Raw genomic sequence first — 12,251 nt, 5'->3', positions numbered from 1 at the left:
TAAAAAAGCGGAATTCCGCCCTCACAGTTGACAAAATCCCCGTTCGGATTATATTGGTTAGCTAAGGTAAAAATCAACTAAGCTATGACAAAGAAAAACATCCACGTTCTGGAATCCATGCCGGTTTCCAAGGCAATTTTCAATCTCGCTCTACCCAGCGTCCTCAGTATGCTGGTGAATATTCTATATAATCTTACAGACACATTTTTCATCGGCAAATTGAACGACCAAGCCCTGGTGGCGGCGGTATCTATTTCCATGCCGCTGTTCAGTTTCCAGATGGCAATTTCCGGGATTTTCGGGGTTGGCGGCGCCAGCTATCTTTCCCGTCTTTTGGGCAGGAAGGAATATCACAAAGCGCGGGAAACCACCAGCACCGCCGTGTTCAGTTCCCTGATTGTGTCCATAATCCTCGGTGTGGTGGGGATTTTGGCAATTCCACTATTTTTAAAAGCTGTCGGCGCCACCGGTGAAACGGCTGTTCCCGCCGGTCAATATATGCGCTGGCTTTTGATTGGAAGCCCGTTCGTGATTCTGAAATTCACCCTGGTACAGCTCGTACGCGGTGAAGGCGCCGCGCGACAAGCCATGTATGGTCTTTTTATCGGCACCGGCGCGAATATCATTCTTGACCCTATCTTCATATTTGGCTTGAACATGGGTGTGACCGGAGCCGCAATCGCCACCGTTATCGGCCAGGGACTTGGAATGGCGTATTACATCTACTATTATTACAGCAAAAACGCTGTGGCAGCGCCATCCTGGAAGTTTTTCCGCCCGAACTGGAACATCTACCGCGAGATACTTTTAATCGGGATTCCAGCCTCCATCAGCCAGATAATGATGAGCGTGGGAAACACCTTTTCATACAATCTGGCAGCGGCTTACGGGGTCAGCGCTGTGGCAGCCCTGGGCGTGGCGTCGCGTGTGTTTTCCATCCCCATTTTCGTGTTTATCGGAGTTTCCATCGGGGTTCAGGCTCTCATTGGCTTCAACTTTGGGGCGGGAAATTTTGAGCGCATGAAAAAAGCGCTGGTTTCCGCCGTTCTCATCAATCTGGGTCTCAGCGTGATTTTCACCCTGATGTTTGTCATCTTCCCACGCGCGCTGATTGGAATGTTCATCACAGACGAAGGAATTCTGGCTTTTGGCTGCCAAGTGCTTCGTGCCTATGTGTTTGCGATTCCATTCGCCGGGGTGGGAATGATTCTGATGAACAGCCTCCAAGCGATGGGAAAAGCGCTGCCCGCCTTCATCGTATCCATCTCCAGACAAGGCCTGATCTACATTCCAGCCCTCTACCTGTTGAACAAGCTTTATGGATTCAAAGGTCTCATCCACGCCATGCCTGTGTCGGATTTTCTGATTACACTGCTCTCCGGTATTTTCGTAATCTCAATCGTACGCCGGCTCAAATATCATGTTCCGGCGCCTTCTTCCCAGGAATACATTTTGCCCATGCCGGCGGATGAGGCGTAGGAGACCGCTGTCTTTAAAACCTGAATATATTGTCTGCGTTTTATAAATGAGACCTGTGAAAATGCCATCATGACCATAGCTATAAACACTGCGCTAAAACACCATCAACAATGCCAAAAAGCTTTTTTCATAATATCGCATAAAAAAGAACTTCAAATTTGCCAACATGATTTTTGGTTAGCGATTTATTTCTCTGGCGCACGAGTTTTGAGTTTATGCCGCAAGGGCAAATAATCCTTGACACACAGAGCGTTTTTAATTTTTGAACCAACAGTGAATTATATCAAAAAAGGAGATTATCCCATGCTGAATGTTTCGCAAGCTCCAGACGGCAAAAAGTATAATATTCCAACAGAAGAACAAAACGCTTTAGAGCGTGAGGAACTGATAAAAATAACCAATGAACAGCGTGCCCTGGGTCGCAAAATTGTGGCTGTGCAGGGCTTGGGTTTTGTCGGTTGCGTGATGGCGGCTGTGGTTGCCGATGCCGAAAACGAAAAAGGCGAACCCATTTATTTTGTGCACGGACACCAGCGTCCTTCCAAACGTTCCTATTGGAAAGTCCCGGTAATCAACACCGGCGTGCCTCCCGTGGCTTCATCCGACCCGGAAGTTCCCGAAATATTCCACCGCACCGTGGTTGAAAAGAAAAATTTCCGTGCCACCAGCGAAGATTTTATTTACAGCCTGGTTGATCTTGTGGTGGTGGATATCCAGTTGGACGCCACCAAACCCTCCTTCGGCGAAGCTGAAAAAGGTTATTGCGATTTGCTGGCTTTCCGGGAAGGTATCCGCATGCTGGGACAGCACATCCGTCCCGATTGCCTTGTCCTGGTGGAAACCACGGTTCCCCCCGGAACTTGCGAAAAAGTGGTGAAACCGATTTTGGAGGAAGAATTCACCAAACGCGGCATCGACATCAAAACCAATCCACCTTTGGTGGCGCATTCCTACGAACGCGTGATGCCCGGAGCTAAATATGTGAGCTCCATCCGCGATTTCTGGCGCGTTTTTGCCGGAGTCGATGAAAAAAGCACCCAGCTTTGCCGTGAGTTTTTGAACAACGTGTTGAACGTGGAGAATTATCCTCTCACCCAGCTCGACAGCACCAACGCTTCCGAATTGGCAAAAACCATGGAAAATACCTACCGCGCTGTGAATATCGCCCTCACATTGGAATGGGCGGGTTTCGCGGAGCAAATTGGGGTGGACCTCTTCAAGGTGCGTGATGCCATCCGCAAACGTAAGGGCACACACGACAATCTTTTGCGCCCCAGCCTCGGCGTCGGTGGCTATTGCCTCACCAAAGACCCCGTTCTGGCAAACTGGGCGATGCAAACCCTGTTTGAACTGGACGGCTGCCTGGATATGGCAATCCGTGGCGTGAACATCAACGACACCATGCCTTTACACACCATCAAACTGATTAAAACTGTAATCCCCGAACTGCGTAACGTGAAAATCTCGATTTTGGGTGTTTCATATCTGGAAAACGTTGGCGACACCAGGCATTCACCCACCAAAACCTTGGTGGAATTCCTGCGCAGGGAATTTGCCGAAGTGCTCACTCACGACCCCTATGTTGAAGCCTGGCCGGAACTTGAAGATTCCAAAGTGGAAAGCGACATCCGCGCGGTTTTGCCCGGAGCGGAAGTGGTTGTTTTCGCCGTGGGACACGATCAATACAAGAATCTGCAGCCCCAGGAGGTTCTGGATATCTGCGGAACCAAACCCTTGATTGTGGACTGTTCAAACTTCCTCAGCGACGAACGCGTCAACGAATACAAACGCCTGGGCTGCCTGGTTCGCGGCGTGGGTAAAGGGCACATCGTTTAAGACATTACACGATAAATAGATAGCAATGAAAGAGGCAGGTTTAATCCCCGCCTCTTTTTTGTATTCCCCTAATATATGTACAAGTCTGTTGTTTGAGCATCAATAAGACCCTAACCCTATGTCTGGCTTATATATAGCCTTTGAAATATAAGGAATACCAAAGGGGCAAGGCATAGCCAACCCGCTTCGTTCTTGATTCCAAAAACAGTTCCTGTTGGATAATCTTCCTCGAGCCCCCGTCCATGGACGGACATCTGAGGAGGGCGGCTGGAGGAAAGCACAAGCTGGATAAAAGAACGCAGCAAGCTCGGGCATGGATGGTTACGGTTTTTTCAGGTGAGTGGCTCGATGGTTTTTGTTTGCCGTTAAATTTTGTGGGAAAGCTAATCTTTCCCATTGAGGCAGAAAAGTATTGACAAAAAAGGCGGGAAGCAAAGAGCTTGAAAAAGTTTCGAGCAAAGGTTTCACAGCCATTTTTGAAACATAAAATCCTGCTAAGGAGAAAGCATGTTCGAGTTTTTTAAATCTTTGTCCGGTTCATATTTAACTTGGGTAAAGGCCTACCCCTTGGTGTCGGCAATGATTCAATTTGCCATCCTGGGAACCCTGGGCGAAATCCTGTCCAAATGGATAATCCAAAAGAGCTTCCGCTATCCCTTCACCTTTTTTCTCACGCTGTGGAAAATGTTGGTGTGGGCGGTGTTGGGTGTCGCCATTAAATACTCTTTTTTGGGTTTCACCGGCTATGTGGAGCATTTGGAAGCACAAGGCTATTTGCCTCCGCTCAATAATTTTGGCAAAGCATTTGCCATTTCAGCCTTTATGAACCTGCAATTTGGGCTGTTTTTGGTATTGATACACCGTTTGTTGGACAATCTGGGTGAACGGCAAATGAACTGGAAAGGCATCCATAAAAGCATGCTTTCCCTGCTCTGGTTCTGGATTCCAGCCCACACGGTCACCTTTATGCAAAAACCGGATTTGCGTATTGGCTTGGCGGCAATCTGGTCTTTGGTTCTGGGCTTGATTTTGGGTATGTTCAACCGGCGCTGAGCCAAAACATTTCATCGTTTTTCCGATGCAAAGAAAAGAGCCGCCGGCGCCACTGCTGATCCCGGTTTTGGCGTGGTGCCTGGGTATGCTGTTGGCAAAAACGCTGCCCTTGGCGCAAATCTGGCTTTGGATGGCGGCTGGGCTGGTTTTTCTGTTTGCATTGCTCATAAAACGGACAAGAGCCCTTGCCCTGATTATTCTTTGTGTGGTTTTGGGAGCGCTGCGCTGGCAAGCCGTGGCAGTGCCTTCCGCGTTGGACCTGGTTTTGGAGAGTAGGGGCCATGTGCAGCAGGAAGCCGAATTCACCGTCACCAAACTGCTTTCCAAAGATGGCGGCATTCATGAAATCCAACTGGAAGAGCTTGCGGGAGTGAAGGTTCGGGAACCCCTGACCTTGATTTACAGCCCGGAATTGGAACTGGGACAATCTTACCAAGCCCTGTTGGAAGTTATCCCCGGAACGCATGACCCGCTTTTGGACACTTTTCCCGCCCGGCATCGTGCTTACGTGCGTCAGGGCTTGACGAAGCTGGATAAACCTCGCGCCGCGGTTCCCATCGCCTTGTGGCGCGCCAAATTGCTGAAAAACCTTGATGCCAAACTGGGCGAGGACGCCTATCTTGCCAAGGCACTGCTGCTTTCGGACACTCAAAGCAAAGGTGAAGTCCGGGAACCTCTTACCCGCAGCGGTATGATTCACCTGATTGTGGTGAGTGGACTGCATATCTGGTTTATCTACGCGGCTTTGATGGTTTTGCTGAATTTCTTTTTTCCCCGGCGCGTGGCGGAAGTGGTATTTCTATTCCTGATAACATTTTACGCTGCCCTGAATCACTGGTCGCCATCGGTGACGCGGGCGATTTTGATGATTGGTCTGATGATTGTTTCACGTTGGCGCGGAATTCGTGTCGGCGGCGCGCAGCTTCTGGCTTTGAGCCTGCTCATCATCACGGCGCTTGACCCCACGCAGCTTTTCAATATCGGCTTGCAGCTTTCATTTTTGTGTATCGGGGTGATTATTTTGGGGCTGCCAAAAATCCCTTGGATTACAGAAAAGGATATACCGGCAGAGCTGCCACGAACAAAGCTTAACCGTTTGCTGGATTTACTGTTATTGAATTTAACTGTGGGATTGGCGGTGATGCCGGTGACCCTGTTTTATTTTGGCACAGCTTCGCTAAATGGTATTGTTGGCAACCTGTTGGGCATTCCCCTGGCTTCGGTTTTGCTGATGGTTTCATTTTTGGTGCTGTTGGTTCCGGGCGGGAACTGGCTGAGCGCGGCGTATATCACTGCCTACAAAGTGATTATGAGGGTTTTTCTGGGCTGGACGGATTTGGTTGCCAGCCTTCCTTTTTATCTGGAAAATGCCTGGATAAATTGGGTTCAGCTTGTGGGCGCGATGTTGCTCGTAGTTGGTCTGCTCTGGATGCTGCGTCATTTGAAATTCAATTGGAAGACATTGCCAGCGGTGGCTTTGGGCGTGTTTTTGCTGATTTATCCCAGATTTGTTCCGCAACAGGAAGCCGGAATCTACGTTTTTGATTGTGGCACAGGGGATTGCATCCTCGCCTGTTTTGCCGATGGCAGCAAGCTGATGGTGGACACAGGCCCCAAATGGCACAACTCGGAAACCAGTTGGGCAACTCGTAAACTGTTGCCATGGTTAAAGAAACAACATATTGATAAATTGGATTGGCTGGTTTTGACTCATCTGGATGCCGACCACAGCGGAGGTTTTCCCGACCTTGCCAAGCACCTGAAAATAGAGAATATGGCGATCACAGATGAAGTCGCGCGGGATTCCAGATGGGAGATTTGGAAGCAGGAGGGTTTGTTGCAAGGCATTGATTTGCTGATGATTACGGATACTTTGAGTGTTTACACCGGTGGGGCGCGCCTGAAATTCCTCCATCCGGACAAAAATTTCTTTGTGGACAGCAGCAACAGCGGTTCGATTCTCTTTCGCCTGGATTATCGTGGAAAGAGCTATCTCTTTACAGGAGATGCAGATATAAATGCGGAAGCGCATCTTTTGGCGCACTATCCCCAGGAATTGAAAGCCGATTTTTTGAAGGCGGGACATCATGGCAGCAGAACATCCAGTTGCAGGGAATTCGTGCGCGCTGTTAATCCTGAAGAGGTGTGGATAACCGCTGGAAAGCGAAATCAATGGGGCTTTCCACATCCGGAGCCAATGAGCCACTTCCGCCGTTACGCAAAACGCATTCGCGGCACCGCTGAGGGTAGCTTTTTTGAGCCTTTTGCACAAAAAGATTGACAGCCAACGCCGTATTTGAGTCCATGTAAAAAACAAGTGGAAGAAGAGATGAAAATTAGATCGCAAACGGCTAAAGCCTTGGGATTGCAAGAGATATTCGACCTCATCGGCATCGATGGCGACTATCCCGCCGAGGTTAAAAAACGAGAATTGCAACTGCCGCCCCGCTCGCTTAACGATTTGAAATCACATTTTGAGCGACTGCGAGAGATGATTGATTGTTTGAGGGGACAGGAAAACAGCCTGCGCGAACTTAAAGAATTGTTTGCCCACATTCCCAAGCTGGAAATTCCCAAAAAACGGGGTGGGCATAGCTTCGCTCTGCATGAGCTATTTCTTTTTAAACAATGGCTTTACCACTATGGCAAGCTTCATGCCTGGCTGCGTGGAAAAGCTTGGTTGGACAAATTTATCCTGCCGGACCTCGCTCCCGCTTTCGCGATTTTGGATCCCGAAGGCGGCGGCCTGCCTTCGTTTCATCTTTCCCCGGCATATTCCAAAAAACTGGGTGAAATCCTCAGTGGACAATTCCAGCTTGCCAATCGCTTAAAACACAGCAGGGCAGAGTTTTTGGCAGCGGCTCGTGAAGAACTGGATTTGCCGCAGCTCAAGGAAGCATTCACCATTTCCCGCGCGGAAACCGTTTTGGCAAACCGCATTCTGCAATCGCCATTTTTTGTGTTAAGTTCTGAAAGCGTAGCGAATTACAGCTTCATCCTGGCAGACGATGAAGCCAGTCTGGAACTGAAAAAAGAGCTGGCGTTGCTGCAGGAAAAAAGGGAAGCCGAGGAAGCCCAGGTTCTCAAACAACTTTCCATCAATCTGGGCGAAAATCTACCCTTAATGTATGAGGCACAACAGCTTCTGAACATGTATTGCTGGCTGTTTATCCTGAGCGATTTTGCCCTGCGTTACGACTGCGCCATCCCAAAACTTTCCCGAAAGAGGGTTTTGCGGGTGAAAGGCGCGGCAAACCTGCCTCTGAAACTGCATTTGGAAAGCCTGGGACGCCGCTGGCAGAGCTTGGATTATGATTTTAACAAACCCGTATCGCTGCTCACGGGACCGAATATGGGCGGAAAAACCACCGTGTTGAAAACCGCTGGACAGCTTTGCTGGCTGGCTCGGCTGGGCATACCTTTGGCGTGTGCGGAAGCGGAAATTCCCTTTTTCGACCACATTTGGTACAATCAGTCTGAAAGCGGTTCGGAAGCGGATTTGAGTAGCTTTGGGCGAGAAGTGGTCGCGTTTTCGGAAACCTTGAATTTGGATGGAAACACCTTGTTTTTGCTGGATGAATTTGCGCGGGGCACGAACCCGACCGAAGGGGAACGCCTGGCTTCCGCGGTCTTGAAACACCTTTGCGAGAGCCGTCATATGTGCTTGGCATCCACACACTTCACCGCGCCGGCATTGTTGGACACAGTGGCTCACTACAGCATTGCCGGGTTGGATCCCGACATTCTGGATCGCACCAAACCGCTGAGTCCGTCGCAACGGCTGAAAGTTCTCAACGACGCCATGAATTATGAATTGCGGCGCCTGAAAACGAACCAGGCTCCGCCTTTGAGTGCCATCCGCGTGGCTCGGGCTCTGGGCATGCCGGAAGAGATTTTAAAACTAACCCAAACAGAGGAATAATGGCAGTTTTGGACATCAAGGAAACCACCAAGATTAGCTTGGAAATTGGACGCATCCTGCTGGAAAACGGAGCCACCACAAACCGGGTCGAGCTGATGATGCGCAAAGCCTGCAAGGCTTTTGGGCACCCTGACACCCAGGCTTATGTTACGCCCACGGGGATTTTTATCACAGTGCAAAATGGCGATGAGGAAGTTTCCACCAGCATCAAGCGTATCGATAGCCGGCGTATAGACTTGGGACGCATCACCAGAGTCAGCAAACTGGTGAATGACATGGGAAAAGACCTCTGCCAAGATGGAATTTGCCGGCTCAACGCGGATGAATTTTTGGCGGAACTGGCTCGCATCGAAACGGAAAAAAACTGGCCTTTGTGGTTTCAGGTTTTTTGCGGAGGCATCACCAGCGGTTGTTTTTGCCTGCTTTTTGGTGGCAGTTGGCTCGAATTTGGAGTGGCATATTTGGTTGGCATTTTGGTGAGCCTCTCCCTTCAGCTTTTGGGATTGCTCGAGATAAACAGTTTTTTGCTGAATATCCTGGGTTCGGCTCTGGTTGTTACCTTTGCCAAAACATTGGATATCTGGGTGCCACGCATCAAGATAGACAACATCATCATTGGCGGAATTATGCTGCTGGTGCCGGGCTTAAGTTTTGTGAATGCCATACGCGACACCATGAGCGGAGACCTCGTTTCCGGCACGGCTCGCGCGGTTGAAGCCATTTTCATCGCTGTGGCGATTGCCACCGGCAGCGGCGTGATGCTGAAGCTTTGGGCGCTTTGGGGGCATTGATGAACAGTCCTTTTAACCATCTCACCCTGATGCAATTCACCTGGGCGGCGCTGTCCATTTTGGGTTTTTCCATCCGCACGAATATGCGGGGTTGGAAGATTCTGCTTCTGGCCTTGGGCGGCGGTTTGAATTGGGCTATCTATCTGATTGTGTTACATTATAGTCAAGCCCTGCTCTTCTCCATTTTTTGTTCCACCCTGCTGGTTTGCATATATTGTGAAATTGTGGCGCGCTTGGTGAAAGTGCCCGTTTCGGTTTTTGTGACCTGCGTGATAATTCCTCTGGTTCCGGGGCGCACATTGTATTACGCGATGCAGGGTTACATCGCTGGAGATTCCGCCGCGGCGTCTGAACACACATACAAATTGCTGCTCATTTCCGTGACCATTGCCATGGCCATCGCGGTGGTGAGCAGCCTCACAAACATACTGTTTCGTTTAAAGAATAGATTTTAAAGGAGTTACATGAATAAATCGTCCAAACAATTGGCTTTGGAACGCAAAATCCTGAAAATGCTGAAAGGCAAGCCTCTGCACGCGGCAGAGCTCCTGTTTTCGGATCCCGAACTTCAAGCCACACAAGAATTTGCGAATATCGTTTCCATCAAGCGTCTGGGTTATAACGACCACGGTCCAGTGCACATGCGCAAGGCAACCCTGAACGCGATAAAGATGTTTACGCTTCTGAACAACGCGGGCATCGAGATGAGTTTGGAAAAAGAGGGCGCTGGCACAGCTGAAGATTCCTTGACCGGAGTGCTGCTGGCTTCACTTTTGCACGATTTGGGCATGAGTGTGGCTCGCCACGCCCACGAACTTATTTCCATCCAACTGGCACTGCCATATATAGATAGGATTCTGGATGCCACCCACGAAAAGGATGAATATCTCACCAAAGCTGCCATTCGCTCCATCGCCATCGAGGGAATTTTTGGGCACATGGCAACCCAGCAAATCAATTCCCTGGAAGCAGGTTTGGTCTTGATTGGAGATGGCAGTGATATGGAAAAAGGACGCGCTCGCATTCCCAGCATCCTTTCCAACGAACCGCGTGTGGGCGATATCCACCGCACTTCCGCAGGAGCCATCCAAAAGGTTAAAATCAACAAGGGCAAGGATAAACCCATCGCCATCACGGTTGAAATGAGCGCGTCGGTGGGCTTTTTCCAGGTGGAGGAAGTGCTGTTCCCCAAAATAAATAAAAGCCCCGTGAAGCCATATATAGAACTCCACGCGGGTGTTACAGACCGGGAACTGTTGCGCTATCTTTAGAGACAGGCTGTTCAGAGAGCAAAAAACCGGAGTCAGGCTTTTATTGTGTGGAACTTCGGTCTAATTTTTGCTTGACTAAATATGCCTGCTCTTTTTTTCTGCATAAACATGGGAAAACAGGGCTTGATTTGTCCTGTTGTCCAAATAAAGAATCTGAACTAAAAACAGAAGAATATCCTTAAGGAGATGTTATGAAAACAAGCCTTAACAAGCTCGTGCTCCTGTTGATTTTTTCGGTAATGGCTTTTGCCGTTTTTGCCGAGGTGGATGAATATAATTTCACCAGCGCCATCGGCACCTACACCGAAATCACCGGAGGCACCATCCTGGGTGATAACACCAATGACAATGAAAGCTTCAATGCCATTGACCTGGGATTCACCTTCACCTTCAACGATGAAGACTACACACAGGTCAGCATTCAGTCCAACGGCTTTTTGGCCCTTGGAGCTGAAGTGGCCACCAGCAACCTTGCCATCAGCGCCGCAACTGGCACAAACAACATCGTTGCCGCCATGAACCGCGACCTTAAAGCCCGCGACGAAGGTGAATTGATGTATTTGCTCAGCGGCGCCGCGCCAAACCGGGTTTTCACGGTGCAATGGAAAAACTATCGCCGTGCCCCGACTTCCTGCGCGAATGACGTCTTGAACTTCCAAATCCAACTGCATGAAAACGGAAACAAGGTAATCTTTGCCTATGGCGACATCACCGCCATGACTGTTTCCACCGCACAAAGCGTGCAGGTTGGTCTGCGTGGTGATTCAAACCAAGATTTTAACAACCGCAGCACCACCGAAGATTGGACTGCCACCACCGCGGGAACCGTTAACAATGCTTCCTGCCGCATCAACGCTGATGTGTATCCCACTGAAGGCCTGCTTTTCACCTTCGCACCTCCCGCGCAGGGAACACCTCCCAGCCCCGCTGTGAACCCGGTTCCCACAAACAACGCCACCAACGTGGCCATCAACACAAACCTCAGCTGGAGCACCGGCGGCGGAACCGTTGACGGCTACAAATTGTATTTTGGCACAAACACCCCGCCCACCAACCTGGTGAACGGAACCACTCAGACCGAAACTGTTTACGACCATCCTGGCGACCTGGGATACAGCACGGTTTACTATTGGCAGGTGGTGCCTTTCAACGCTGATGGCGGCGATGCCGAAAACTGCCCCATCTGGCAATTCACCACCCTGGCCGACCCCACCGTGAACACTTTCCCCTACGTTCAGAATTTTGACGATGTGACTGTTCCCACCCTGCCTTTGGGCTGGTCTGCCATCAATGCAAACAACGATGCCTACACTTGGGAAACCTTTGCCGGCAGCGCGGATACAGCTCCCAACGCCGCTCGCGTTCGCTACAGTACCACCCAGGCCATGGACGATTGGCTTCTGACCCCGCCCCTGAACCTGGATGCTGAAAACACATATCTGATCAGGTTCTCCTACCGCGCCAACAGCGAAGCATACCCGGAAGCCCTCACCGTTTACACTGGTATGGCTCCCAACGCCGCGGCTTTGACAAACCAGATTTTCACAAACACAAATATCACAAACACCGAATACCAGCAGGCGCAGATTTTCTTCACCCCTGCCACCAGCGGTATCCACTACATCGGATTCCACGGACACAGTGCAGCCAACATGTTCTATTTGTATGTGGATAGCTTCTCCATTATAGAATCCACCGATTCAATGGACCCTCCCACCCAGCTTACTGCCACAGCCGTGAACAACAACTACGTATCCCTGGACTGGCTTGCACCTGGAGACACACCTCCTCCGCCTCCTCCGACTGAGATTGATGAAGGCTTTGAGAGCTATCCTGATTTTGCCCTCACTTTCGATCCCTGGGTTTTGGTGGACGTTGATGGCAGCGGCACCTACGGCG

The 12,251-nt window shown here is 50.1% G+C and carries 9 protein-coding genes; all 9 read left to right on the top strand.

What is annotated here, in order from left to right; genetic code table 11:
• Positions 1 to 84 precede the first annotated feature (84 nt).
• Entirely contained in the window at positions 85 to 1,479 is a 1,395-nt protein-coding gene (locus GX135_05305; protein ID NLN85506.1) for an MATE family efflux transporter, read from the top strand.
• Positions 1,480 to 1,782: 303 nt separating this feature from the next.
• Positions 1,783 to 3,315 (top strand): nucleotide sugar dehydrogenase, encoded by a 1,533-nt coding sequence (locus GX135_05300; protein NLN85505.1) that lies wholly within the window; start codon positions 1,783 to 1,785, stop codon positions 3,313 to 3,315.
• 507 nt (positions 3,316 to 3,822) lie between these two features.
• Positions 3,823 to 4,368, top strand: a complete 546-nt coding sequence (locus tag GX135_05295) for a hypothetical protein (protein NLN85504.1) — start codon at positions 3,823 to 3,825, stop codon at positions 4,366 to 4,368.
• Positions 4,369 to 4,393: 25 nt separating this feature from the next.
• The gene (locus GX135_05290; protein NLN85503.1) at positions 4,394 to 6,649 is read left to right on the top strand and encodes a DNA internalization-related competence protein ComEC/Rec2; all 2,256 of its coding nucleotides are present in this window, start codon (positions 4,394 to 4,396) and stop codon (positions 6,647 to 6,649) included.
• Positions 6,650 to 6,697: 48 nt separating this feature from the next.
• On the top strand, positions 6,698 to 8,290 hold the full coding sequence (locus GX135_05285) for a hypothetical protein (protein ID NLN85502.1): 1,593 nt from the start codon (positions 6,698 to 6,700) through the stop codon (positions 8,288 to 8,290).
• On the top strand, positions 8,290 to 9,081 hold the full coding sequence (locus tag GX135_05280; protein ID NLN85501.1) for a threonine/serine exporter family protein: 792 nt from the start codon (positions 8,290 to 8,292) through the stop codon (positions 9,079 to 9,081). The genes GX135_05285 and GX135_05280 overlap by 1 nt, the downstream gene beginning before the upstream one ends.
• Positions 9,081 to 9,536, top strand: coding sequence for a threonine/serine exporter (locus GX135_05275; GenBank protein NLN85500.1), 456 nt, complete (start codon positions 9,081 to 9,083; stop codon positions 9,534 to 9,536). Before GX135_05280 ends, GX135_05275 begins: the two co-directional genes overlap by 1 nt.
• A gap of 9 nt (positions 9,537 to 9,545) precedes the next feature.
• The gene (locus GX135_05270) at positions 9,546 to 10,352 is read left to right on the top strand and encodes a phosphohydrolase (protein ID NLN85499.1); all 807 of its coding nucleotides are present in this window, start codon (positions 9,546 to 9,548) and stop codon (positions 10,350 to 10,352) included.
• Positions 10,353 to 10,543: 191 nt separating this feature from the next.
• A partial coding sequence (locus GX135_05265) for a hypothetical protein (protein ID NLN85498.1) occupies positions 10,544 to 12,251 on the top strand: 1,708 nt, incomplete at its 3' end.

Source organism: Candidatus Cloacimonadota bacterium, assembly GCA_012522635.1.
Classification (GTDB): domain Bacteria; phylum Cloacimonadota; class Cloacimonadia; order Cloacimonadales; family Cloacimonadaceae; genus Syntrophosphaera.
Note: the sequence above shows the minus strand (reverse complement) of the source record. Positions and strands in the feature narration are given on the sequence as shown.

What these genes read in the sequence shown, in the direction of transcription:
- GX135_05305 (NLN85506.1), top strand. Translation starts at nt 85, where the DNA reads ATGACAAAGAAAAACATCCACGTTCTGGAATCCATGCCGGTTTCCAAG.
- GX135_05295 (NLN85504.1), top strand. Translation starts at nt 3,823, where the DNA reads ATGTTCGAGTTTTTTAAATCTTTGTCCGGTTCATATTTAACTTGGGTA.
- GX135_05280 (NLN85501.1), top strand. Translation starts at nt 8,290, where the DNA reads ATGGCAGTTTTGGACATCAAGGAAACCACCAAGATTAGCTTGGAAATT.
- GX135_05285 (NLN85502.1), top strand. Translation starts at nt 6,698, where the DNA reads ATGAAAATTAGATCGCAAACGGCTAAAGCCTTGGGATTGCAAGAGATA.
- GX135_05290 (NLN85503.1), top strand. Translation starts at nt 4,394, where the DNA reads ATGCAAAGAAAAGAGCCGCCGGCGCCACTGCTGATCCCGGTTTTGGCG.
- GX135_05275 (NLN85500.1), top strand. Translation starts at nt 9,081, where the DNA reads ATGAACAGTCCTTTTAACCATCTCACCCTGATGCAATTCACCTGGGCG.
- GX135_05300 (NLN85505.1), top strand. Translation starts at nt 1,783, where the DNA reads ATGCTGAATGTTTCGCAAGCTCCAGACGGCAAAAAGTATAATATTCCA.
- GX135_05270 (NLN85499.1), top strand. Translation starts at nt 9,546, where the DNA reads ATGAATAAATCGTCCAAACAATTGGCTTTGGAACGCAAAATCCTGAAA.